Annotated in this window: 23 protein-coding genes; 9 read left to right on the top strand and 14 right to left on the bottom strand. The window is 72.7% G+C overall.

Going from position 1 to position 23,603, the window contains the following annotated elements; genetic code table 11:
- Window positions 1-58: 58 nt before the first annotated feature.
- Entirely contained in the window at window positions 59-562 is a 504-nt protein-coding gene (locus BLV02_RS32780) for a flavin reductase family protein (RefSeq protein WP_069113700.1), read from the top strand.
- Here the strand turns inward: BLV02_RS32780 and dacB are convergent.
- The 3 genes from dacB to era form a co-directional block, all read right to left on the bottom strand.
- Window positions 549-2,111, bottom strand: coding sequence for a D-alanyl-D-alanine carboxypeptidase/D-alanyl-D-alanine endopeptidase (dacB, locus tag BLV02_RS32775; RefSeq protein WP_074946989.1), 1,563 nt, complete (start codon window positions 2,109-2,111; stop codon window positions 549-551). The genes BLV02_RS32780 and dacB overlap by 14 nt on opposite strands.
- A gap of 50 nt (window positions 2,112-2,161) precedes the next feature.
- Window positions 2,162-3,904 carry a 2-isopropylmalate synthase gene (gene leuA / locus BLV02_RS32770; protein WP_069113701.1) on the bottom strand — a complete coding sequence of 581 codons (1,743 nt, stop codon included), beginning with the start codon at window positions 3,902-3,904 and terminating at the stop codon, window positions 2,162-2,164.
- Window positions 3,905-4,168: 264 nt separating this feature from the next.
- On the bottom strand, window positions 4,169-5,098 hold the full coding sequence (era, locus tag BLV02_RS32765; protein ID WP_069113702.1) for a GTPase Era: 930 nt from the start codon (window positions 5,096-5,098) through the stop codon (window positions 4,169-4,171).
- A 104-nt stretch (window positions 5,099-5,202) separates the two neighbouring features.
- Between era and BLV02_RS32760 the strand changes: the two genes are divergently transcribed.
- Both BLV02_RS32760 and BLV02_RS32755 read left to right on the top strand, forming a co-directional pair.
- On the top strand, window positions 5,203-5,529 hold the full coding sequence (locus tag BLV02_RS32760) for a DMT family transporter (protein ID WP_069113703.1): 327 nt from the start codon (window positions 5,203-5,205) through the stop codon (window positions 5,527-5,529).
- Window positions 5,529-6,098 (top strand): TetR/AcrR family transcriptional regulator, encoded by a 570-nt coding sequence (locus BLV02_RS32755; protein WP_069113704.1) that lies wholly within the window; start codon window positions 5,529-5,531, stop codon window positions 6,096-6,098. Before BLV02_RS32760 ends, BLV02_RS32755 begins: the two co-directional genes overlap by 1 nt.
- A 65-nt stretch (window positions 6,099-6,163) precedes the next feature.
- Here the strand turns inward: BLV02_RS32755 and BLV02_RS32750 are convergent, their stop codons facing one another.
- From BLV02_RS32750 to BLV02_RS32725, 6 genes are all read right to left on the bottom strand, one after another.
- Complete coding sequence (locus BLV02_RS32750) at window positions 6,164-8,293, bottom strand: zinc ribbon domain-containing protein (RefSeq protein WP_069113705.1); 2,130 nt, start codon at window positions 8,291-8,293, stop codon at window positions 6,164-6,166.
- Between the two features lie 72 nt (window positions 8,294-8,365).
- Window positions 8,366-8,707, bottom strand: a complete 342-nt coding sequence (locus BLV02_RS32745; protein ID WP_069113706.1) for a cytidine deaminase — start codon at window positions 8,705-8,707, stop codon at window positions 8,366-8,368.
- The gene (locus BLV02_RS32740; RefSeq protein WP_074946867.1) at window positions 8,704-10,065 is read right to left on the bottom strand and encodes a hemolysin family protein; all 1,362 of its coding nucleotides are present in this window, start codon (window positions 10,063-10,065) and stop codon (window positions 8,704-8,706) included. Before BLV02_RS32740 ends, BLV02_RS32745 begins: the two co-directional genes overlap by 4 nt.
- The gene (gene ybeY, locus BLV02_RS32735; RefSeq protein WP_069113707.1) at window positions 10,065-10,529 is read right to left on the bottom strand and encodes an rRNA maturation RNase YbeY; all 465 of its coding nucleotides are present in this window, start codon (window positions 10,527-10,529) and stop codon (window positions 10,065-10,067) included. Before ybeY ends, BLV02_RS32740 begins: the two co-directional genes overlap by 1 nt.
- Entirely contained in the window at window positions 10,526-11,560 is a 1,035-nt protein-coding gene (locus tag BLV02_RS32730) for a PhoH family protein (RefSeq protein ID WP_069113708.1), read from the bottom strand. Before BLV02_RS32730 ends, ybeY begins: the two co-directional genes overlap by 4 nt.
- Window positions 11,561-11,673: 113 nt before the next feature.
- Window positions 11,674-12,021: a histidine triad nucleotide-binding protein gene (locus BLV02_RS32725; protein ID WP_069113709.1), complete on the bottom strand. Its 348-nt coding sequence runs from the start codon at window positions 12,019-12,021 to the stop codon at window positions 11,674-11,676.
- Between the two features lie 166 nt (window positions 12,022-12,187).
- On the opposite strand from BLV02_RS32725, the gene BLV02_RS32720 reads away from it, so the two are divergent.
- The 3 genes from BLV02_RS32720 to BLV02_RS32710 all read left to right on the top strand — a co-directional run bounded on the left by BLV02_RS32720 (window position 12,188) and on the right by BLV02_RS32710 (window position 15,003).
- Entirely contained in the window at window positions 12,188-13,258 is a 1,071-nt protein-coding gene (locus BLV02_RS32720) for an LCP family protein (protein WP_069113710.1), read from the top strand.
- A gap of 187 nt (window positions 13,259-13,445) precedes the next feature.
- Window positions 13,446-13,955 carry a SigE family RNA polymerase sigma factor gene (locus BLV02_RS32715; protein ID WP_216094446.1) on the top strand — a complete coding sequence of 170 codons (510 nt, stop codon included), beginning with the start codon at window positions 13,446-13,448 and terminating at the stop codon, window positions 13,953-13,955.
- A 10-nt stretch (window positions 13,956-13,965) separates the two neighbouring features.
- Window positions 13,966-15,003, top strand: a complete 1,038-nt coding sequence (locus tag BLV02_RS32710; RefSeq protein ID WP_074946865.1) for a Gmad2 immunoglobulin-like domain-containing protein — start codon at window positions 13,966-13,968, stop codon at window positions 15,001-15,003.
- Window position 15,004: 1 nt separating this feature from the next.
- Here the strand turns inward: BLV02_RS32710 and BLV02_RS32705 are convergent, their stop codons facing one another.
- From BLV02_RS32705 to hrcA, 3 genes are read right to left on the bottom strand one after another with little or no spacing between them, the layout of a single operon-like run.
- Window positions 15,005-15,742, bottom strand: coding sequence for a 16S rRNA (uracil(1498)-N(3))-methyltransferase (locus BLV02_RS32705; protein WP_069113798.1), 738 nt, complete (start codon window positions 15,740-15,742; stop codon window positions 15,005-15,007).
- Window positions 15,739-16,878, bottom strand: a complete 1,140-nt coding sequence (gene dnaJ, locus BLV02_RS32700; protein WP_069113712.1) for a molecular chaperone DnaJ — start codon at window positions 16,876-16,878, stop codon at window positions 15,739-15,741. The genes BLV02_RS32705 and dnaJ overlap by 4 nt, the downstream gene beginning before the upstream one ends.
- Window positions 16,879-16,890: 12 nt before the next feature.
- Window positions 16,891-17,913, bottom strand: coding sequence for a heat-inducible transcriptional repressor HrcA (gene hrcA / locus BLV02_RS32695; protein WP_069113713.1), 1,023 nt, complete (start codon window positions 17,911-17,913; stop codon window positions 16,891-16,893).
- Between the two features lie 1,007 nt (window positions 17,914-18,920).
- On the opposite strand from hrcA, the gene BLV02_RS32690 reads away from it, so the two are divergent.
- The 3 genes from BLV02_RS32690 to BLV02_RS32680 all read left to right on the top strand — a co-directional run bounded on the left by BLV02_RS32690 (window position 18,921) and on the right by BLV02_RS32680 (window position 22,118).
- On the top strand, window positions 18,921-19,571 hold the full coding sequence (locus BLV02_RS32690) for a TetR/AcrR family transcriptional regulator (RefSeq protein WP_069113714.1): 651 nt from the start codon (window positions 18,921-18,923) through the stop codon (window positions 19,569-19,571).
- A gap of 70 nt (window positions 19,572-19,641) precedes the next feature.
- Window positions 19,642-21,141, top strand: coding sequence for an MFS transporter (locus tag BLV02_RS32685; RefSeq protein WP_069113715.1), 1,500 nt, complete (start codon window positions 19,642-19,644; stop codon window positions 21,139-21,141).
- Between the two features lie 140 nt (window positions 21,142-21,281).
- Entirely contained in the window at window positions 21,282-22,118 is an 837-nt protein-coding gene (locus BLV02_RS32680; RefSeq protein ID WP_069113716.1) for a DUF3097 domain-containing protein, read from the top strand.
- On the opposite strand, the gene BLV02_RS36915 is transcribed toward BLV02_RS32680, so the two are convergent.
- Window positions 22,102-22,266 (bottom strand): hypothetical protein, encoded by a 165-nt coding sequence (locus tag BLV02_RS36915; RefSeq protein ID WP_171906837.1) that lies wholly within the window; start codon window positions 22,264-22,266, stop codon window positions 22,102-22,104. The two genes, BLV02_RS32680 and BLV02_RS36915, sit on opposite strands and share 17 nt — an antisense overlap.
- 96 nt (window positions 22,267-22,362) lie before the next feature.
- Complete coding sequence (gene hemW, locus BLV02_RS32675; RefSeq protein ID WP_069113717.1) at window positions 22,363-23,589, bottom strand: radical SAM family heme chaperone HemW; 1,227 nt, start codon at window positions 23,587-23,589, stop codon at window positions 22,363-22,365.
- Window positions 23,590-23,603 lie beyond the last annotated feature (14 nt).

Raw genomic sequence — 23,603 nt, 5'->3', positions numbered from 1 at the left:
GCCCAGACGCCGCCCGCATCCACCAATACCCGTCAGACACCCCCACCGAGGAGGACCCATGTCCGTCAGCGCCGACACCTTCCGCAGCGTCTTCCGCCGGTACGCGACCGGGGTCGTGGTGATCACGGCCTCGGCCGGCGGACGGCCCGCCGGGCTGACCGCGACGTCGCTGGCGTCGGTCTCGCTCGACCCGCCGCTGCTGTCGTTCGCGGTGTCGGCGACGGCGTCGGCGTGGCCGTCGTTCGCGGCCGCCGGCTCGGTCGTCGTCAACTTCCTCGACGCCGGCCAGCACCACATCGCGACCCGGTTCGCCACCAGCGGCATCGACCGCTTCGCCGCCCCGACGGCATGGTCGCGGCTGGCGTCGGGCGAGCCCGTCCTCGACGACGCGCCGTCGCACCTGCGGGCGCGGGTGACGCACCGCCTGCCGGTGGGCGACCACGTCATCGTCGTGGCCCGGGTGGTCGACGCGGCCGTGACGGCGGCGTCGGCCACCGCCCCGCTGGTCTACCACGCCGGCGCCTACGGGACGGTGGCTCCGGCGGTGGTCAGCAGGCTTTGACCCAGGAGCACTCGACGTCGTCGGGGAGGTCGGCGGCGGGGATGTCGGGGCTGGTCATGCGGGCCGCGGCGGTCTCGGAGTGGGTGGCCAGCCGCACGGCGATGCGGTCCTCCAGGTCGCTCGGCTTGCCGCTGAGGTAGTCGTTGAGCACGATCGAGAACACCAGCCGCCGCCCGTCGGCGTCGTCGACGTAGCCCGAGAGCGCCGACGCGCCCGTCAGCGAGCCGGTCTTCGCGTGCACGTTGCCGGCGGCCGGGGTGTCGCGCATCCGCGAGCGCAGCGTGCCGCCGACCATCCGGTCGGACGCGCCGGCGATCGGCAGCGTCTCGTACCAGGCGTCGAACCAGGGCCGGTTCTGCGCGGCGACCAGCAGGTCGGCCAGCTCGGCGGCCGGGATCAGGTTGCGCCGGGACAGCCCGGACCCGTCGCGGTTCGCGACCGTGGGGGTGTCGACGCCGAAGCCGGCGAGGCGGTCGCGCAGGACGGCGAGCCCGGCGGCCCAGGTGCCCTCGCCCGCGACCTCGCGGCCCATCGCCTTGATCAGCACCTCGGCGTGGCCGTTGTTGCTGAGCTTGAGGAACGGCACCATCAGCTCGCTCAGCGGCATCGACTCGTGCTCGGCGACGACGGAGGCGCCGGAGGGCGTGACGCCGCGGCCGATGCCGCCGGTGACCCGCACGCCCTCGGCCGCCAGTGCCTTGACGAACACGTCGGCGGCGTAGTCGGTCGGCTCGGCGACGCTGGCCCACTCGCTCACGCCGCTGCCGCCCGCCGCGACGGTGCCGGACACGACGATGCGGTCGGTGCCGTGCTCGCGCTCGACCGAGACGTCGTTCGCCGTGCCGGTGGTGGCCTCGCCGACGATCGTGACGGCGTCGGTGTGCGGCGTGAGGGTGACGACGGCGGGCGCGCCCGCAGTGGCGCCCGGGTCGACGTTGACGATGACGGTGCCGGCGTCGTAGTCGGTGTCGGGCGCCACCGTGAGCGCCGAGACCGGCGCCGCGTAGTAATACGGCTCGTCATCCCAGGCCCAGTCGTTGCCGAGCCGGACGTCGTCGAACCAGGTGTCGTCGGCCAGCACCCGCCCGGACACCACGCGGACCCCGTCGGCCGCCAGCTCCTTCGCCAGCGTCGCGTAGTCCGACGCCAGCATCGTCGGGTCGCCGGTGCCGCGCAGGTACACGTCGCCGCGCAGGATCGGCCCGCTCCGCTGCCCCGTCGTCGCGACGGTGGTCGCGAACGTGTGGTCCGGCCCAAGTACGTCCAGCGCGACGGCCGAGGTCAGCAGCTTCTCGTTCGACGCCGGCATCAGCCGCTCGTCGGCGTCGTGCTCGTACAGCGTCTCGCCGGTCGCGGCGTCGCGCACGACCACCGACGCCTGACCGCCGTCCAGCCGCGGATCGTCGAGGATCGCGTCGAGGTCGGCGGTCAGGGCGTCGGGTGGAGCCGCCTCCGGCTCCGCCGCCAGCAGGTGTGAGGCGACGTTCCCCGTCACGACCAGCGCGGTGGCGCCGGCCGTGACGGCCAGAGTGCGGGTCCAGGTGGCCATCGTGTGCTCCTTGGTCGGGAGCGACACGATGGTCTATACCATTGCGTTAGTCAAGATCCAATGCGGGCGACGGACCGGTTGACGGCGCTGACGATGGCCTTGAGCGACGCCGTGACGATGTTGGGGTCGATGCCGACGCCCCAGAACACCTCGCCGCCGACCGAGCACTCGAGGTACGCGGCCGCCTTCGCGTCGGCGCCGGACGTGAGCGCGTGCTCGGCGTAGTCGAGCACCCGGACGTCGTGGCCGATGCTGCGCAGTGCGTCGGTGAACGCGTCGATCGGGCCGTCGCCGCTGCCGTGCAGCACCTGCCGCTCGCCGTCGACGTACACCCCGACCTGCAGGGCGTCGCGCTCCCCCGCCGCCGACGACGTGTGCACCGAGTTCAGCGCCAGCGGGGTGTCGCGCTCGAGGTACTCGGCGCGGAACACCTCGCCCATGCGCGCGGGCTCGACCTCGCCGCCCTCGCCGTCGGTGAGGCCCTGGACGACGCCGGAGAACTCGATCTGCAGCCGGCGCGGGAGGTCGAGCTGGTGCTCGGTCTTCATGATGTACGCGACGCCGCCCTTGCCGGACTGCGAGTTGACCCGGATGACCGCCTCGTACGTGCGGCCGACGTCCTTCGGGTCGACCGGCAGGTACGGGACCTCCCAGGTGTGGTCCTCGACGGCGACGCCGGCCTCCTTGGCGTCGCGCTCCAGCGCCTCGAAGCCCTTCTTGATGGCGTCCTGGTGGCTGCCCGAGAACGCCGTGTAGACGAGGTCGCCGCCCCACGGGTGCCGCTCGGGCACCGGCAGCTGGTTGCAGTACTCGACCGTGCGGCGGATCTCGTCGATGTCGCCGAAGTCGATCTGCGGGTCGATGCCCTGCGTGAACAGGTTCATTCCGAGCGTGACGAGGTCGACGTTGCCGGTGCGCTCGCCGTTGCCGAACAGGCACCCCTCGACACGGTCGGCCCCGGCCAGCAGCCCCAGCTCGGCCGCCGCGACCCCCGTCCCGCGGTCGTTGTGCGGGTGCAGCGAGAGGATCATCGACTCGCGGTGCGGCAGGTTGCGGTGCATCCACTCGATGGAGTCGGCGTACACGTTCGGCGTCGCCATCTCCACCGTCGCCGGCAGGTTGACGATCATCTTCCGGTCCGGCGTCGGCTGCAGCACGTCGGCGACGGCGCCGCAGATCTCCGCCGCGTACTCCAGCTCGGTGCCGGTGTAGGACTCGGGCGAGTACTCCCAGTAGATCTCGGTGTCCGGGGTGATCGCCTCGGCGTACTTCTGCGCCGCCCGCGCCCCCGTGGTGGCGATGTCGGTGATGCCGTCGCGGTCGAGCCCGAACACGACGCGGCGCTGCAGGATCGACGTCGAGTTGTACAGGTGGACGATGGCCTGCTTCGCGCCCACCAGCGACTGGAAGGTGCGCTCGATGAGGTGGTCGCGGCACTGCGTCAGCACCTGGATGACGACGTCGTCGGGGATGTGCTCGCCCTCGATCAGCTCGCGGACGAAGTCGAAGTCGGTCTGGCTGGCGGCCGAGAAGCCGACCTCGATCTCCTTGTAGCCCATGCGCACCAGCAGCTGGAACATGCGCATCTTGCGCTCGGCGTTCATCGGGTCGATGAGCGCCTGGTTGCCGTCGCGCAGGTCGACGGCGCACCACTGGGGTGCGGTCTCGATGCGCCTGGTCGGCCAGGTGCGGTCCGGGAGGTCGACGGCGATCTGCTCGTGGAACGGCCGGTAGCGGTTCGCCGGCATACCGGACGGACGTTGCGCGGGCGGCCAGACGTTGGCGGTGGTCATGGCGGGGAGGCTCCTGCTCGGGAGGGTCGGACACAGCGCGACCGGCAGCGCGAACTCACCGCGACAGGGGAGCCGGTCTAGCGGACCCCGTCGCGGCAGCTAAGCAGGAGGCTGAAACGCCGCACGGTCATTGACTCTAGCACCCGGCGCCGGGCTGGGTGTCGGGAGGCGCCGGCCCCGCCCGCCTCGCTCGTTCCTCGCTCGGACGCCCGAGCCTACCCCTGCCGGCGCCTCCCGACACCCAGCCCTCTCAGGTGTGCTCGGTCAGAAGCCCAAGCGGCCGAGTTGCTTGGGGTCGCGCTGCCAGTCCTTGGCGACCTTGACGTGCAGGTCGAGGTAGACGGGGGTGCCGAGCAGCCGCTCGATCTGATGGCGGGCCTTCGTGCCGACGTCGCGCAGCCGGGAGCCCTTGTGGCCGATGACGATGGCCTTCTGGCTGTCGCGTTCGACGTACAGGCTGGCGTGGATGTCCAGCAGCGGCCGGTCCTCGGGACGGTCCTCGCGCGGGATCATCTCCTCGACCACGACGGCGATGGAGTGCGGCAGCTCGTCGCGGACGCCCTCGAGCGCGGCCTCGCGGACCAGCTCGGCGATCAGCGTCTCCTCCGGCTCGTCGGTCAGCTCGCCGTCGGGGTAGAGCGGCGGACCCTCGGGCAGCTGGGCCAGCAGCAGCTCCGTGACGAGGCCGACCCGGTCGCCCGTCGTCGCCGAGACCGGGACGACGTCGGCCCACTCGATGCCGGTCTCGGCGCCCAGCTCGGCGACGGCGGTCAGCTGCTCGGCCAGCCGGGAAGGACTGACCAGGTCGGTCTTCGTGACGACGGCCAGCTTCGGAGTGCGCCGCAGCGCGGCCAGCTCGGTGGCGATGAACCGGTCGCCTGTGCCGACGGCCTCGTTCGCCGGGACGCACAGCCCGATGACGTCGACCTCGGCCCACGTGGTGCGGACGAGGTCGTTGAGCCGCTGGCCCAGCAGCGTGCGCGGCCGGTGCAGCCCGGGGGTGTCGACGATGACCAGCTGGCCGTCGCTGCGGTGCACGATGCCGCGGATGGCGTGCCGGGTGGTCTGCGGGCGGTTCGAGGTGATCGCGATCTTCTCGCCGACCACGGCGTTGGTCAGGGTCGACTTGCCCGCGTTGGGCCGCCCGACGAAGCAGGCGAAGCCGGAGCGGAAGCCCTCGTAGTCACCGATCACGGTGTCGAGTCTCCCATCTCCGGCGCCACGACGGAGCCGACTTGTACACTCGTACCAGTTTTCTGGTACAGTCGTACAGGAATTCAGATCGACAGGAGGACATCATGGCGTGGCTCTACGTGATCGTCGGCGGGCTGTTCGAGACCGCCTTCGCGATCTCGCTCAAGGAGTCCAACGGGTTCACCCGGCTCTGGCCGACGGTGAGCTTCGCCGTCACGGTCGCGATCAGCATGGGCCTGCTCGGCCTCGGCCTGCGCGAACTGCCGGTCGGCACGGCGTACGCGGTCTGGGTCGGCATCGGCGCGGTCGGCACGGCCATCGCAGGCATGCTGTTCTTCAACGACCCGGCGACGTTGCTGCGGCTCTCGGCGATCGGCCTCATCGTGGGCGGCGTCGTCCTGCTGAACCTGTCCGGCGGATCGGGGCACTGATGGCCACGGCGAAGGGCGAGCAACGGCGCACCGCGCTGGTCCGCGCCGCCGCTGACCTGCTGCAGGGCGGCGGACTGGAGGCGGTCAGCCACCGCGCGGTGGCGGGCCGGGCGGGGCTGCCCCTGGGTGCCACGACGTACTACTTCGCCGACCTGACGGAGCTGCGCCGGGCCGCGGTCGACGCCCTGGCCGAGGACGACGTCGCGCGCATGGCCGCCGCCGTCGAGGCGCTGCCCACCCGGCGTCGCGACCCGGCCACGGCGGCCCGGCTGATCGCCACCCTGCTGACGCCGGACGAGTACGGCGCGCTGGTCGCCTGGTACGAACGCTACGTGCTGGCCGCCCGCGAGCCGCTGTTCGCGGCCGCCGCGCGGCGCAGCAACGCGGCGGCGCTCGAGAGCGTGGCGGCCGTGCTGAAGCGGTCCGAGATGACGGCTGACGTGCCGCCGCACGTGGTCCTCGCGGTGGTCGACGGCGCGGTGCTCGGCGCGCTGGCCGACGGCGCGGAGCTGGCGGGGGCGCGCACCGCGGCGGCCGACGCCCTCACCGTCGTGCTCGAGCGCGCCTGAACCGGGCACGGACACGACGACGCCGGCCGGGGGCGAAACCCCGGCCGGCGTCGGTGTGGACGGACTCAGCGGCCGCCGCGGCGGCGCAGCGCCTCGTCGATCTCCGGGTCGCCGAGCTGGCTCAGCCAGGTCAGCAGCTCCGGGTAGGTCGACGGGTTGGCGGCGACGTACTTGCGCAGCCCCGGCTCCTGGGCCGCGATGTCGGCCAGCGTCTGCAGCGGCGTGTTCGGGTCGAGCGCCGTGCGGGCGTCGAACCCGGGCGCACCGCTGACGGCCGGCTGGTCGACCCGCGTCGCCGGCTCGACCCGCGGCTGGTCGATCCGAGTGGCGGTGTCGTCGGCGGCGGACTGGCCGACGGCGAGGCCACTGATCGGGCCCGGCTTGGCCTCGCTGAGCAGACCCTCACCGGCGGCCGCCGGCTTCGCGTCGCCGGCGGGGACCTCCGGGCTGGCCGGCACCTCGCCACCCTTGGCGGCGTCGGCCTTGGCGGCCTCGGTCTTGGCGGCCTCGGTCTTCTCGGCGGCTTTGGCGTCGGCCCTGGCCTTCACCTCGTCGGCCTTCGCCTTCGCCTCCGCGGCCTTCGCCTCAGCCTTCGCCTCGGCCTTCCCCTTGGCGTCGTCGGCCTTCGCCTCGGCCGGGCGGGCCGCCGCGGCACCGGCGCCGGCAGCGGCCGCACCGGCGGCGACACCACCGGTCGCGGCCCCGCCGGTCGCGGCGCCGGACGCCGCGGGAGCGGACGAGCCGTTGCCGTTGCCCGGCAGCACGCTGCTCAGGTTGAGCTGGCTGGCGCCGACCGGGCCGTACTCGGCACGCACCGACGGCGGCGCCGTCAGCACCACGAACAGCGCCACCCCGAACCACCAGAGCACGCTGATGATCGCGGCGTCGACGACCGCGACGGACGCGTCGTCGGAGGCGCCCAGGATGGCCGCGATGACGATGCCCAGCAGGATGAACACCCCGCCGGCCACGACGGCGATGGCCCGGCCCGCGTTCGGGTCGCGGGCCAGCGCGTTGCGGCCGACCAGCGCGGCCAGCGCCAGGATCAGCATGAGCACCAGGACCACGATGGCCAGGCCGCGGCCGTCCTCGACCCCGATGATGCTCAGCACGTACAGCACGACCCCGGCACCCGCCGTGACCATGACCAGCTCGAGCATGCGGACGCCGACGCCGGACCAGTAGGCCGCACCTGGCGTGTGCCGGTACTGCGCCCGCAGGCCCGGCGCGGCCGCCGCGACGGCGAGGGCCGGGACGAGGATCAGCTGCGGGCCGAACGTGCTCAGGCTCCAGGAGTCGCGCATGGTCGTCTCGGCGCCGAGCTGCCACACGCCGACGAACAACGCCACGAGGCCCACCAGCAGCAGCACGTCGCGCCAGGCGGCGTCGCCGCGCAGCACGCCCAGCAGCGGCAGCGCGCCCAGCGCCAGGAAGAACAGCATGGAGACGATGACGGCCGCGACGACCTCCCAGTCGGCGCCCTCGGCGGCGTCGGTGAGGAAGGTGATGATGCTGACCAGCGTCAGCAGCGCGAACAGCCCGCCGGTGCCGAGCGTGGCCCAGCGCCACAGCGTGCCGTCGCCGGTCGGCGACTGCTCGGCCTCGCGGCCCTGCGCGGCCAGCAGCGCGCCGGCCAGGCCGAACGTGATGCCGACGCCCACGCCGTCGCCGCGGTTCTCGCCGACGTAGCCGAGCACCAGCGTGATCAGCACGACCACGACGTACGGCGCGTTGGCGGCCAGCCGGGCCAGCCGCAGCTCGGCCGTGCCCCACGACGCCGGCAGCACGCCGCCGCGCTTGAGGTACGGCAGCGACAGGGACAGCACCGACAGCAGCGTCACCAGGACGACGTAGACCTTGCCGGTGACGGTGTCGGTGAGGTCCCACGGCATGCCGAACGAGACGAGCAGGAGCACCAGCGCGACGATGTCGCGGGCGTAGTCCAACGCGGGGATGTCCGCGAACGGGTTGCGCGCGGGCGCGCCACCGCCCGCGGGGGCACCGCCGGATGCTGGGGCACCGCCGGATGCGGGCGCGCCACCCGGCGCGGAGGCGCCGCCGGACGCGGAGGCGCCCGGACCGGCCTGCGCCGGAGCGGCCGCCTGGGCCGCCGCGGACGCCGTCATGGGCGCGCCGCAGTTGCCGCAGTACGCCGAACCCGTGGCCGGCGCCCCGCAGTTGCTGCAGAAGTTCATTCGTATCTCCGTCTTCGGTCGGTCGCCTCGGAGGTCGAACGGCCGCACGTTAGCGCACTCGGATGCTGATGGCTACGAACGCAGCGCCGAGATCGGCGTGCCGTCGGGACCGGCGACGTACACCGGTATACCCGGTCCGCCGAGATCCGACACCACCGCGGTGTCGACCTCGCCGGCGGCGTCACCGGTGACGACCGCCGCGGCCTCGAGCCCCGTGGCGCCGCTGGACACCGCCGACGCGACCGCCAGCTGCAGCGCGGTGAGGCGCAGCGACGGCAGCACGACGTCGGCGGCCGCGTAGGTGCGGCCGTCGGCGTCGCGGACGGCGGCGCCGGCGGGCGCCCCGGTGCGGGCCCGGGCGGACCGGGCCAGGATCAGGATCTTCTGGTCCTCGGGGTCGAGTGCGTCGCTCACGCATGCTCCTCGTGCGGCTCGTTGTCGGTGACCTGAACGAGCCGGCTCACCCGGACGGTTCCGATGCGGTTGCGGCGCCCGGACGGGTCCTCGGCGACGAGCCGCAGCCCGGCGACGACGACCTCGGCGCCGGCGATCGGGACCCGGCCCAGCTGCTTGGCCATGAGGCCGCCGACGGTGTCGACGTCGTCGTCGGACAGCTCCAGCCCGAACAGCTCGCCGAGGTCGTCGATGTGCAGCCGGGAGCTGACCCGGACCACGCCGTCGTCGAGGGTCTCGACGCCGTCCTCGTCGGCGTCGTACTCGTCGGTGATCTCGCCGACGATCTCTTCGAGGATGTCCTCGATGGTGACCAGGCCGGCGGTGCCGCCGTACTCGTCGACGACGACGGCGACGTGGGTGCGCTGCGCCTGCATCTCGCGCAGGAGGTCGTCGGCCGGCTTGGAGTCGGGGACGAAGAACGCCGGCCGCAGCACCGACTCGACCCGCTCGACGGACTCGGCGTCGCGGTTGTCGTAGAGGCGGCGGGCGACGTCCTTGAGGTAGGTGATGCCGACGATGTCGTCGAGCCCGCCCGGGCCGACCGCCGGGATGCGACTGAACCCGCTGCGCAGCGCCAGCGACTGGAACTGCCGCAGCGTCTTGTGCGCCTCGATGAACACGACGTCGGTGCGCGGCACCATGACCTCGCGGACCACGGTGTCGCCCAGTTCGAACACCGAGTGGATCATCTGCCGCTCGCCGGACTCGATGATGCGGCCGGCCTCGGCGAGGTCGACCAGCTCGCGCAGCTCGGCCTCCGTCGCGAACGGCCCCTCGCGGAAGCCCTTGCCCGGGGTGAGCGCGTTGCCGAGCATGATGAGCAGCTTCGGGATGGGGCCGAGCACCCGGGTGACGCCGAGCAGCAGGCCGGCGAAGGCCAGCGCGATGCCCTCGGCGTGCTGGCGGCCCAGCGTGCGCGGCGCGACGCCGATGACGACGAACGACACCACGACCATGCTGCCGGCGGCGACCAGCAGCGTCTGCCACCACGGCGTGAAGAACTCTTCGCACACGACCGCCACCATGACGACCGCGGCGACCTCGCAGGCCATGCGCAGCAGCAGCGCGGTGTTGAGCGCGGGGACGGGGTCGGAGGCGACCCGCACGAGCGCGTCGGAGCCGCGGCGGCCCGCGCGGTGCAGCTCTTCGGCGCGGGTGCGCGAGAGGCTGGTCAGCGCCGCCTCGGACATCGCGAACAGCATCGCGACGACCACCAGCACCGCCGCCGCGACCAGCAGCCAGACGGTGGACGCACCACCCGCGGTGGTGGCGTCACCGGCGGCCAGGACGGCGGCGGGTAGCGGTGAGGCGAACATCAGCGGCCGCCCCCTCGGGCGTCCCGCCAGTCGCTCAGCAGCTGTTTCTGCAGCCCGAACATCTCCTTCTCCTCCTCCGGCTCGGCGTGATCGTAGCCGAGGAGGTGGAGGATGCCGTGCGCCGTCAGCAGCTGCAGCTCGTCCTCGGTGCTGTGCCCGGCGGCCTTGGCCTGCGTGGCCGCGACGTCGGGGCAGAGCACGACGTCGCCCAGCAGGCCGGGCTCGGGCTCGGCGTCGTCGGGCGTGGGCCGCAGCTCGTCCATCGGGAAGGACAGCACGTCGGTGGGGCCGGGCTCGTCCATCCACTGCACGTGCAGCTGTTCCATGGTGTCGGTGTCGACCAGCAGGATGGCCAGCTCGGCCAGCGGGTGGATGCGCTGGTGGTCGAGGACGAACCGGGCGAGGTCGGAGAGCGTCTTCTCGTCGACCTCGGCCCCGGACTCGTTGTTGACCTCGATGGTCACGGGCGCCGGCCGGGAACGCGCGAACGCCCGTTGCCCCCTGCCGCCTCCTGCGCGGCGTCGTAGCGGGTGTACGCATCGACGATCTCGCCCACGAGCCGGTGCCGGACGACGTCGCGGCTGCTCAGGCGGCAGAAGTGGACGTCGTCGATGCCGTCGAGGATGCCCTCGACGACACGCAGCCCGCTGGTGGTGCCGGCCGGGAGGTCGACCTGGGTGACGTCGCCGGTGATGACCATCTTCGACCCGAAGCCGAGCCGGGTGAGGAACATCTTCATCTGCTCGGCGGAGGTGTTCTGCGCTTCGTCGAGGATGACGAACGCGTCGTTGAGCGTGCGCCCGCGCATGTACGCCAGCGGCGCGACCTCGATGGTGCCCTCGGTCATCAGCCGCGGGATGGACGCGGGGTCCATCATGTCGTGCAGCGCGTCGTAGAGCGGCCGCAGGTACGGGTCGATCTTCTCCGACAGCGTGCCGGGCAGGAAGCCCAGCCGCTCGCCCGCCTCGATGGCCGGGCGGGTGAGCAGGATGCGGCTGACCTGCTTGGCCTGCAGCGCCTGCACGGCCTTCGCGACCGCGAGGTACGTCTTGCCGGTGCCGGCCGGGCCGATGCCGAAGATGACGGTGTGCTTGTCGATGGCGTCGACGTAGCGCTTCTGGTTCAGCGTCTTCGGCCGGATGGTGCGCCCGCGGTTGGACAGGATGTTGGCCGTGAGCACCTCGGCCGGCCGCTCGCCGGTGCGCGCGCGCAGCATGGCCACCGTGCGCTCGACGGCCTCGGGCGTCATGCCCTGACCGGTGCGCAGCACCGCCACCATCTCGTCGATGACGCCCTCGGCCTCGGCGATGTCGCCCGGCTGGCCGGTCATGGTGATCTGGTTGCCGCGCACGTGGATGTCGACGCCGGGGAAGGACGACTCGACGACCTTGATGAGCTCGTCGGCGGACCCGAGCAGGCTCACCATGGAGATGCTCGTCGGCACGACGATGGTGTGCTGGGCGGCCTGCTGTTCGGCCTGTTCTGTCTTCGTCATGGGCGGCCTCGCGGGGCCTCTCACGCCTACTTCCCGTCTCGATGGCGCTGTTCAGTGGATGTGTTGAATGCTACCTGCGAGCGCTGACAAGTCAGCGCGAATTTCTCGCCGGCTCAGCCGGGCGGCCAGGTCATGGTGCGTCCCCCGAGCACGTGCGCGTGCACGTGGAACACCGACTGACCGGCCTGCTCCCCCGTGTTGAACACCAGCCGGTAGGCCTCGATTCCCGCCCCCGCGGCGACGTCGGCGGCCGTCCGGACCAGTTCGGCCAGGGTGTCCGGAGCGGCGGCCGCGAGCGACGCGACGTTCGGGTGGTGCTCGCGCGGCACCACCAGCACGTGCGTGGGCGCCTGCGGCGCGATGTCGCGGAACGCGAGCGTGCGCTCGGTCTCGTGGACGACGTCGGCCGGGATGTCGCCGCCGGCGATCTTGCAGAACAGGCAGTCGGCGTCTCGGGTCACACGTGCCTCCGGTGGTTCGGGTAGGTGGATGGTAGGCCACCGACATGACCGGCGGGAGGCCCGGTGCAACCTGCCGGCCGCCTCGGGCGTCATCACAGCGAGAGGCCACCGCCGGGCGGGGTGTCCTCGCCGGACCCGTCGCCGCCCGGCCTTACCCTCTGGAGCCATGTCGAACCCGCCCGGCGACCCGCAGCCCGACCCGTCCCTCGAGACCGAGCCGGCCGAACCGGCCGAGCCGCCGCGCAAGCGCCGCCGCAACCGCAAGGTCCTGGTGATCGTGCTGGTGACGCTGCTGGCGTTGCTGCTCGCGGTGGCCGGCGGTGCGTTCTACTTCGTGAACCGGCTGTCGTCGAACATCGAGCGCATCCCCGACGCGTTCGACATCCCCGAGACCGCGCGCCCGGCCGAGCTGCCCGGCGACAGCATCACGTTCCTGCTGGGCGGGCTCGACGGCGAGGACAAGGTCGACGTGTACCAGCCCGGCGCCGCGCGCACCGACACCATCATGCTGGCGCACTTCCCGGAGGGCCGCGACCGCGGCTACCTGGTCTCCATCCCGCGCGACACCTACATCGAGATCCCCGGCCACGGCGAGAACAAGATCAACGCGGCCTACTCGTTCGGCGGCCCGTCGCTGTTCGTGCAGACCATCGAGGAGCTCACCGGCATCCGCGTCGACCACCTCGCGCTGATCGACTGGAACGGCTTCCAGGCGCTCACCGACGAGCTGGGCGGCGTCACCATGACGTTCGACGAGGAGACCCCGCTGGCCGACGGCGACGACCCGATCCCGGCCGGCACCCACACGCTGACCGGCGAGCAGGCGCTGCAGTACGTCCGCGACCGCAAGGACCTCCCCGGCGGCGACTTCGACCGCGTCAAGCGGCAGCAGAACTTCCTCCGCGCGCTGATGAACGAGCTGATCTCGTCCGGCACGCTGACCGACCCCGGCAAGGTCAACGGCGTCGCGGGCGCCATCGGCCAGGCCGCGCGGGTCGACGAGGAGCTCAGCGCGTTCGGCATGGTCGACCTCGCGCTGTCCATGCGCAACCTGCGCGCCGACGACATGACGTTCCTGACGGTGCCCACCGACGGCACCGGCACCGCCGGGGCGCAGAGCATCGTCGTCTACGACGAGGAACGCGCCGGCCAGCTCTGGACTGCGCTGGCCGAGGACGACATGGAGGCGTTCCTCACCGCCAACCCCGATCTCATCACCGGCGACGAGGTCCGCTGACCGCTCTGACCGCACAAGTCACCCGGGGACGACATGGAGGCGTTCCTCACCGCCAACCCCGATCTCATCACCGGCGACGAGGTCCGCCGACTGCCCGTTTCGGCTGAAGATCACCGGCACGATCCCCTACGGTTGGGCGCGCATCGGTAAACCGGCGCCGCCGGCAACGCGTCAGTAGGGGTATGTGGTGCAAGACAGGACCGGGTCCGAGGCAGACGACGCCATCACGGACCTGTACGCGGCGCACTATGTCCGCCTCGTCCGGCTCGCCACGTTGCTGCTGGGCGACGAGGCGGTGGCCGAGGAGGTCGTGCAGGACGCGTTCGTGGCCCTGCACCGCCGCTGGCGCCGGCTGCGCGAGCCGGCCGCCGCGGTCGCGTACCTGCGCACGTCGGTGGTGCACGGCAGCCGCTCGGTCCAGCGCCGCCGCGGTGTGGCGGCACGTCATCCGGACGAGCCGCCCGGCCATGCGCCCAGCGCCGAACAGGTCGCCGTCGGTGGCGCCGCCGCCGACGCCGTCGTCGAGGCGCTGCGCGGGCTGCCCCAGCGGCAGCGCGAGGCGCTCGTCCTGCGCTACTACGGCGGTCTCTCCGAAGCGGAGATCGCGAGCGCGATGAAGATCAGCAACGGCGCCGTCAAGAGCCACGCCTCTCGCGGGCTGGCCGGGCTGCGCGAGGCGATGGCGGACTGGGCGTGAGGAGGCAGCGGTGAGCACGCCGGAGAACTGGACACCGGAGGAGCAGAAGCTCCACGGCGCCCTGCACCGCGCCGCCGAGCGGGTGCAGCCGGGCCCGGACGGCCTGGCGCGGATCAGGAGGAGGACGGCGGTGGTTCCGATGTGGCGACGACCGGTGGTACTCGGGCTCGCGGGGGCGACGGCCCTGGCCGCGGCGGTGATCGTGGGCGGCGTGATCGCCCTGAACGACGACGGCGACGCCCCCGTCGCCTCGCAGACCTCGACGTCGCCGGCGCCCTCGCCGAGCGAGACCCCGAGCGAGACGGCCCCGCCAGCGTCGCCGCCGGCCACCGAGACCGAACCGCCGGCCGTGTCGCTGACGGTCCCGGTGTACTACGTCGCCGACAGTGGCGACGGGCTCCGGCTGGTCCGCGAGTTCCGCACCGTCGAGACCACGCTGTCGCCCATCGCCGCCGCGGTGAACGAGATGCTGACGGTCCCGCCGGCCGACCCCGACTACACGAGCCTGTGGGCGGCCGGCGTCGAGGTGACGGCGGCCGAGGTCGGGGCCGGCTTCATCGGCGTCGACCTCACCGGGACGACGTCGCTCGACGCCGCCACCGGCGACGACCCGGACCTCGCGCTGCAGCAGCTCGTCTACACCGCGACGGCCGCGGCGGCCAGCAGCGACCAGGACGGCTCGCTGCCGGTCCAGGTCAACGTCGACGGCGCCCCCGCCGGTGAGCCGGTCGGCCGGACCGACCCGCTGGAGGTCCGCCAGCTGGTGCAGCTCAACGACCCCGCCGAAGGCGCGACGCTGCCCAGCCCCGTCATGGTGACCGGCGAGGCCGCGGTGTTCGAGGCGACCGTGCTGTGGGAGCTGCGCCGCGACGGCGAGGTCGTCGACAGCGGCAACACGTCGACGACGGAGTGCTGCACGTTCGCGCCGTTCGAGCTGGAGCTCGACCTCGAGCCGGGCAGCTACGAGATCGTCATGAGCGAGAGCGACCCGTCCGACGGCGAGGGGCGGGCGCCGATGAGCGACTCGCGCACGTTCGTCGTCGAGTAGGTCAGGCCCAGCGGGCCGTGCGCGCGAGGACGACCCCAGCGGCGACGGTGCCGGCGGTGGACGTGCGCAGGACGGTCGGCCCGAGCCGGGCGACGACGGCGCCGGCGGCGGCCAGCTGGTCCAGCTCGTCCGGCGCCACCCCGCCCTCGGGGCCCACGACCAGCAGGATGTCGCCGTCGTCAGGCAGCTCGACGGCGGCGAGCGGCGCCGTGGCCTCCTCGTGCAGGACGACGGTGCGCGCCGCCTCCGCGGCCCGGGCCGCGAGGGCCGTCGTCGGAACCGGGTCGGCGACGACCGGCAGCCAGGCGCGGCGGGACTGCTTGGCCGCCTCGCGCGCCGTCGACCGCCAGCGCCGCAGCGCCTTGTCGCCGCGCTCGCCCGTCCAGCGGACCATGCACCGCTGTGCCGCCCACGGCACGATCTCGTCGACGCCGACCTCGGTCATGGTCTCGACGGCGGTCTCGCCGCGGTCGCCCTTCGGGATGGCCTGTGCGACGACCACCCGCGGCCGCGGCTCGGGCACGTCGACACGCTCGGTGACCTCGCAGGTCAGGCCCTGCTTCGACGCGGCGACGACGACGCACCGGGCCAATTGCCCGGCGCCGTCGGTCAGCTCGACGGTCTCGCCGGGCGCGATGCGGCGCACCACGGCCGCGTGCCGGCCCTCGTCGCCGTCGAGGACGACGACGTCCGACCCGCGCAGCGCCGAGGCGTCGGCCAGGAACACCGGTGCGGTCAGTTCAGCCCTTCCTTGAAGGCGTCGCGGATGCGGGTGAAGAAGTTGCCGTGGGCGCCGGCGGCGCCCGGGCCCTCGACCCGCTCCTCGTTGCGCAGCCCGGCCAGCTCGCGCAGCAGCTCTTCCTGCCGCGCGTCGAGCTTCGTCGGCGTCTGCACCTCGAGGTGGATGAGGAGGTCGCCGCGGCCGGTGCCGCGCAGCTTCGGGACACCGCGGGCGCCGAGCTTGATCACCTCGCCGTGCTGGGCGCCGGCCCGCACCTCGATGGTCGTCGGGCCGTCGAAGGTCTCGAGGTCGACGCTGGTGCCGAGCGCGGCCGCCGTCATCGGCAGTTGCAGCGTGCAGTGCAGGTTGTCGCCGTTGCGGCTGAACACCGGGTGCGGCGTGACCGCCAGCTCGACGTAGAGGTCGCCGGCCGGGCCGCCGCCGGGGCCGACCTCGCCCTGGCCGGTCAGCTGGATGCGGGTGCCGTTGTCGACGCCCGCCGGGATCTTGATGGTGAGCGTGCGGCGGGTGCGCACCCGGCCGTCGCCGGAGCACTCGACGCACGGGTTCGGGTTGACCGTGCCGAAGCCCTGGCAGGCCGGGCACGGGCGGGTCGTCATGACCTGGCCGAGGAACGAGCGCTGCACCTGGCTGACCTCGCCCTGCCCCTGACAGGTGGGGCAGGTGACCCGGGTGGCGCCCTTCGCGGTGCCCTCGCCGTGGCACACCTCGCACACCACGGCGGTGTCGACCTGCAGCTCGCGGGTGGCGCCGAACACGGCGTCGGCCAGCTCGACCTTCAGCTGCACCAGCGCGTCCTGGCCGCGGCGGACCCGGCTGCGCGGGCCGCGCGCGTTCGTCCCGCCGAAGAAGGCGTCCATGATGTCGGTGAAGGAGAACGCTCCGCCGAAGTTGCCGCCCGCGCCGCCGCCGCTGCTGAGCGGGTCGCCGCCGAGGTCGTACATCTCCCGCTTGCGGGGGTCGTTGAGCACCTCGTAGGCCGTGACGACCTCTTTGAAGCGCTCCTGCGTGGCGGGGTCGGGGTTGACGTCGGGGTGCAGTTGCCGGGCGAGGCGGCGGTAGGCCTTCTTGATCTCCTCGCCGGAGGCGTTCTTCGGCACGCCGAGAACTTCGTAGTAGTCGGTGGTGGGCACCCTGTGTCTTCCCTAGTGAGCCGCGAGAATCTTGCTGACGTATCGAGCGACGGCGCCGACGGCCGCGATGGTTCCGGGGTAGTCCATGCGGGTCGGGCCGACCACCCCCATGCTAGCCAGGGCGAGTTCGCCCGGCCCGTAGCCGGAGGTGACGACGGACGTGGCCGAGAGCCCGGTCTGCGCGTTCTCGCTGCCGATGCGGACCCGGACCGGGGTGGGACTGGTGGCCTCGCCGAGCAGCCGCAGCAGCACGACGTGCTCCTCGAGCGCCGACAGCAGCGGCTCGAGTTCGCGGTCGAACTCCTGGCCATAGCGGGCGAGGTTGCCCGTCCCGGCCACCGCCACCCGCTCCTCGTGCCGCTCGATCAGCGTGGTGAGCAACGTGCCGGTGACCGCCGCGACCGCCGCGCGGTCCTCGGGGCCGAACCGGTCCGTGAGTTCCGTCACCCGCGCCTCGACCGCCGCGAAATCCTGGCCCACGGCGAGCGCGTTGATGCGGGCCCGCAACTCCCCCACCAACGCGTCGTCGGCGTCGGACGGGAGGTCGACGATGCGCTGCTCGACCCGGCCGGTGTCGGTGATGAGCACCACCAGCACCCGCGCCGGCGCCAGCATGACCAGCTCGACGTGGCGCACCAGCGACCGGCTCAGCGACGGGTACTGCACGACCGCCGCCTGGCGGGTCAGCTGCGCCAGCAGCCGCACCGTCCGCGACACGACATCGTCGAGGTCGACCGCGCCGTCGAGGAACGTCTGGATGGCCCGCTTCTCCGGCGCCGACAGCGGCTTCACGTTCGACAGGCGGTCGACGAACAGCCGGTACCCCTTGTCGGTGGGCACCCGGCCGGCGCTCGTGTGCGGCTGGGCGATGTAGCCCTCCTCCTCGAGCGCCGCCATGTCGTTGCGGATGGTCGCCGGCGACACCCCCAGATGGTGCCGGTCGACCAACGCCTTCGACCCGACCGGCTCCTGGGTGGCGACGTAGTCCTCGACGATCGCCCTGAGGACGTCGAGCTTGCGGTCATCGACGGACAACCGGGCACACCTCCCGCAGCGGAATTGGCACTCGACCCTGGCAAGTGCCAATTCTACGTGGTCCCGGTCGCTCCCGTCTTTCCTCGCAGGTCAGGAGGTTGGAGTCGCCGGCACTTGACGGTCGGGTTCGCCGCTCTCGCTCCAGTCCGCTGCTGTGCGGCCGTTGGCCGTCCCCCTGGCGCCCATTCTCTTAGCCGTGAGCACGCGCCTCAAGCGGACCGGATTGGCGCTTCGCGCGATGGGTGACCGCTTGACCCGCGCACTCCCGACCTAAGAACGGGCACCTATCAGGGGGACGGGGAAAGTCTGGGCACGCCCCGGCCACCGCGGCACGCGCCCCCTTCGCCGAGTCGCCCCGGGGCCAGCGGCCGACGGCCGACGGCGGACGGTGGACGGGGCGGGCTGTGCCCGCACTTCCCCCGTCCCCCTGATAGCTGCCAGTTCTTAGACCGCGTGCGTGCGGGTCAAGCGGTCGTCGTCGCGCGAAGCGCCCCACGAGTCCGCTCGAGGCGCGCGTGCGCGGCTAAGAAATGGGCAGCAGGGGGACGGCCAACGTGGCCACCCCGGCGAACCAGCGCGAGGCGGCCAACGCAGCCAGCCCTCGACGACGGCCCGCAGCGGACGGTCCGCCAACCCTGCAGCCCGCCAACGCCGGACCCCACCAACCCGGCGCCACCACCACTCCAGCCCACCACCACTCCAGCCCGCCACCGTCCAGCCACCAACCCACGCGTCGCCACCGAACCGTCCCCCGGAGGCCGGCGGCCCGACCTTGTCAGTGCCGCCACGTATGGTGCGAATGTGCTGGACATCCGCTTGCCGTCCGCGCCGGAACCATCTCGGCGACGACGCCAGCGGACGGTGTGACGCAGGTCACATCCGCTACGGGAAATATCCGGGGATGCCATCCCCGTTTAGCTCACGTCCAGCTCAACCGGGGACGCACTCCCCGGTTCAGGAAACGGGGAGAAGATCTCCGTTTCGTCGTTCGACTCGAAGGGGGAATCATGGGCGGCATGGCGACAGCCGAGCGCAGGGCACAGCCGGCACGCGTCGACGCCACCCGTAACCGTGAGCGCATCATCGCCGCGGCGCGCGAGGCGTTCGTCGAGCATGGGCCGGCCGTGCCGCTCGACGCCATCGCACACCGCGCGGGCGTGGGCAACGCCACGCTGTACCGGCACTTCGCCGACCGGCACGAGCTCATCCACGTCGTCGCGTCGTACTCGCTGGCTCGCATCACCGAGCAGGCCGAGTCGGCGCTCGCCGAGGAGACCGACGCGTTCGAGGCGCTGCGGCGGTTCGTCCACCGCGCGGCCGACGAGCGGGTCGGAGCGCTGTGTTCGCTGCTGTACGAAGGCTTCGACAAGAACGACCCACACGTGGTCGACGCCAGGGTCCGGCTGGAAGCGGTCGTCACCGAGCTGATGGACAACGCTCGCGAGGCCGGTCAGCTACGACCCGACGTCGGCATCGGTGATCTCATGGTCGCGATCACCCAGCTGACCCGGCCCATCGCCGGCACCGCGTGTGCTCACGTCGAACGTTTCATGCATCGCCACCTCCAACTCTTCCTCGACGGCTTCCGTGCGCCCGCCCGCTCGGAACTGTGCGGCACCGCGGCCACCTTCGAGGACTTCGAGCCCGACCGGACCTGATCGCGTCCCCTCAGCCCCGGTCCACTCGTCCTGACTACGAACACTCGTGACCCATTGATTGGACTTCGTCATGCCTGAAACCCAACTGCCTGACCCCAGGCGGTGGCGGGCGCTGGCGTTCATCGCCCTCGCTCAGCTGATGGTGGTGCTCGACGCCACCATCGTGAACATCGCGCTCCCGTCGGCGCAGGCCGACCTCGGCATCTCCGACGCCAACCGGCAGTGGGTCATCACGGCCTACGCGCTGGCGTTCGGCAGCCTGCTCCTGCTCGGCGGCCGCATCGCCGACATGTGGGGCCGCAAGAACACCTTCCTCACCGGCCTCATCGGCTTCGCGGCCGCGTCGGCCCTGGGCGGCGCCGCCGTCAACGAGGCCCTGATGTTCGCCTCCCGCGCGTTGCAGGGCGTCTTCGGCGCGCTGCTGGCCCCGGCGGCGCTGTCGCTGCTGGCGGTCATGTTCACCGACGGCAAGGAGCGGGCCAAGGCGTTCGGCATCTTCGGCGCCATCGCCGGTGGTGGCGCGGCGCTCGGCCTGATCCTCGGCGGCATCCTCACCGAGTACCTCGACTGGCGCTGGGTGTTCTTCGTGAACATCCCGATCGCCGCCATCGCGTTCGTCGGCGCCGTCACCGCGGTGCACGAGCCCGACGGCACCCGCAACCGCGCGCCGCTCGACCTCCCGGGCACCCTGCTGGGCACGCTCGGCCTGGTGGCGCTGGTCTACGGCTTCACCCGCGCCGAGACCGAGGGCTGGAGCGACACCGGCACCGTCTCCATGTTCGTGCTGACGGGTCTCCTGCTGGTCGCGTTCGTGCTGGTGGAGCGCAAGGTGAAGGAGCCGCTGCTGCCGCTGCGCGTCGTGCTCGAGCGCAACCGCGGCGGGGTCTACCTCGCGCTCGGCCTGGCCGTCATCGCGATGTTCGGCCTGTTCCTGTTCCTCACGTATTACCTGCAGATCGTCAAGGGGTACAGCCCGATCCGCTCCGGCGTCGCGTTCCTGCCCATGGTGGCCGGCATGGTCATCGGCTCGACCCAGCTGGGCGCACGGCTGATGACCCGCGTCCCGGCGCGGTACCTGATGACGCCGGGTCTGCTGGTCGCCGCGGTCGGCATGCTGCTGCTGACGCAGATGAACGTCGACAGCTCGTACGTGGCCCTGCTGCTCCCGGCGCAGATCCTGCTCGGCCTCGGCCTGGGTACCACGTTCATGCCGGCCATGAGCCTGGCGACGTTCGGCGTCGAGCCGCGCGACTCCGGCATCGCCTCGGCGATGATCAACACGTCGCAGCAGGTCGGCGGCGCCATCGGCACGGCGTTGCTGAACACCATCGCCGCCAGCGCCACCACGTCCTACATCGGCGCCCACATGGGTGGCAGCACGCCGCCCGAGCTGGTGCAGCTGCAGGGCATGGTGAACGGCTACACCACCGCCATCTGGTGGGCCGTGGGCATCCTGGTCGTGTCGGCGGCCATCGCGTTCTTCTTCGTGAACGCGACCCCCGACACCGAGCAGGCCGCCTTCGACGAGCTCGACGGCGAGGGCGAGGCCGCCCCGGTCATGATCCACTGACCCAGGGCAGCACGCCCGCACGAGACTGGGGCCCCGTCGTCCGGCGACGGGGCCCCTGCCATTCCTGGCGGGGCTCCCCGCCGTGTCCGATTCGTGTCGCTGCCGCGCCCGCGCCCGCCGAGCGGCTAGCGTCACCGGACGTGAGCTCCTACAACGACCGCTACGGCCGCGACGTCCTCACGAACTCGCCGCACCCGAAGCGCCCGGTCAGCACCCAGGAGGCCGCCGTGCCGGGGCTGGTCGTCGAGGACGTGCAGACGGGGTACGTCGGCGCCGTCGTCGAGGTCGACAAGCACGGCGTGATCCTGGAGGACCGGAACGGCAAGCGGCGCGCGTTCCCGCTCGGGCCCGGGTTCTGGATCGACGGCAAGCCGGTCGAGCTGGTCCGCCCCACGGCGCCGGCGAAGAGCGGCCGCATGGTGTCCGCGTCCGGCTCGGTCGCCGTGCTGGACCACAAGGCGCGCACCGCGCGGGCCAGCCGCATCTACGTCGAGGGCAAGCACGACGCCGAGCTGGTCGAGAAGGTGTGGGGCCACGACCTGCGGGTCGAGGGCGTCGTCGTCGAGGAGCTGGGCGGCGCCGACGACCTCGCCGCCGTCGTCGCCGAGTTCCAGCCCCGCCCCGGCCGGCGCCTCGGCGTCATGCTCGACCACCTGGTCGCCGGCAGCAAGGAGACCCGCCTCGCCGACACCGTTCGCCGCTCCGACCACGTTCTCATCGTCGGCCACCCCTACATCGACGTGTGGCAGGCGGTCCGCCCGGCCGTGCTCGGCCTGAAGGCGTGGCCGGACGTGCCCAAGGGCGAGCCCTGGAAGGAGGGCGTGCTGACGCGGCTGGGCTGGCGCGGCGAGACGTGGGAGGCGTGGGCGCACATCCTCGGCAAGGTCACGACCTACACCGACCTCGAGCCGGCCCTCCTCGGCCGGGTCGAGGAGCTGATCGACTTCGTGACCGACCCCGCTACAGACCGTCCCTGACGTTCATCAGGATCCTGATGTCGTTGTCGATCTTGAGCTTCAGGCGGGCGTACGGAGCCAGGTCCTTGTCGCGGCGCTTGCCGACGGCCTGCTGCGCATCGGCCCGAGCCCGGCCCGCCGCGGCCCGGCCCCAGAACTCGCTCAGCACGGAGTGCCGTTGAGCGGCGGCGCCGTGGGGGCCGGGTGCCGCCGCGTCGTGGCCATGATCGATATCGGGATGTCGATCATCACGTCGGCCGCGAACTCAGGGCAGCAGGTCGCGGACGACGGCGTCGGCGAGGAGGCGGCCGCGGCGGGTGAGGACGAGGCGTCCGGCGGCGAGGGCGTCGGGCTCACCGAGGCCGTCGGCGACGATCTTGGCCGCGGCCGACCGGCCGGCGTCGTCGAGGACGGAGAGGTCGAGGCCGGAGACCAGCCGGACCTCCAGCAGCACCCGCTCGACCCGCCGCGTCTCGGCGTCGAGCACCTCGCGGGCGTGCGCCGGGCTCTCGCCCGCCGCCAGCCGGGCCGCCCACGCGGCTGGGTGCTTGACGTTCCACCAGCGGGTGCCGCCGACGTGGCTGTGCGCGCCCGGGCCGGCGCCCCACCAGTCGGCGCCGGTCCAGTACAGCTCGTTGTGCCGGCAGCGCCCCGCCGCCGACGTCGACCAGTTGGACAGCTCGTACCAGGAGAACCCGGCCGCCGACAGCAGTGAGTCGGCCAGCAGGTACTTGTCGGCCTGATCGTCGTCGTCGGGGAACGGCAGCTCGCCCCGCGACATCCGGGCGGCCAGCCGCGTGCCCGGCTCGACGATGAGCGCGTAGGCGCTGACGTGGTCGGGCCCGGCCTCGACGGCGGCCGACACGCTGGCCCGCCAGTCGTCGACGGTCTCGCCGGGCGTGCCGTAGATGAGGTCGACACTGACGTGCTCGAACCCGGCGGCGCGGGCCTCGGCCACGGCCTGCGCCGGGCGGCCGGGCGTGTGCACGCGGTCGAGGACGGCGAGCACGTGCGGCCGGGCGCTCTGCATGCCGACGGACACCCGGGTGAAGCCGGCTTCCCGCAGCCCGGCCAGCGACCGCGCGTCGACGGACTCGGGGTTGGCCTCCGTGGTCACCTCGGCGCCGGGGACCAGCCCGAACTCGTCGCCGAGGAACCGCAACACACGGCCGAGGTCGGACGGCGGCAGCAGCGTCGGCGTGCCGCCGCCCACGAACACCGTCGACACCGGCACGTCGGCGTCGCCGAGCACCCGCCGGGCCAGCCGCAGCTCCGCGATGGCGCCGTCGGCCCACGACGACCGGGACGCGCCGGGCTCGGCGCCCAGCTCCGCGGCCGTGTAGGTGTTGAAGTCGCAGTAGCCGCAGCGCGTGGTGCAGAACGGCACGTGCAGGTACACGCCGAACGGCCGGGCGCCGGCGGCGTCGAGCGCGGACGGCGGCAGCGAGCCGTCAGCGGGCGCGGGCGAGCCGTCGGGCAGGGTGGAGGGCACGTCCCATTGTCCCC

This window comes from Jiangella alba (assembly GCF_900106035.1).
Taxonomy (GTDB): Bacteria; Actinomycetota; Actinomycetes; order Jiangellales; family Jiangellaceae; genus Jiangella; species Jiangella alba.
Note: the sequence above shows the minus strand (reverse complement) of the source record. Positions and strands in the feature narration are given on the sequence as shown.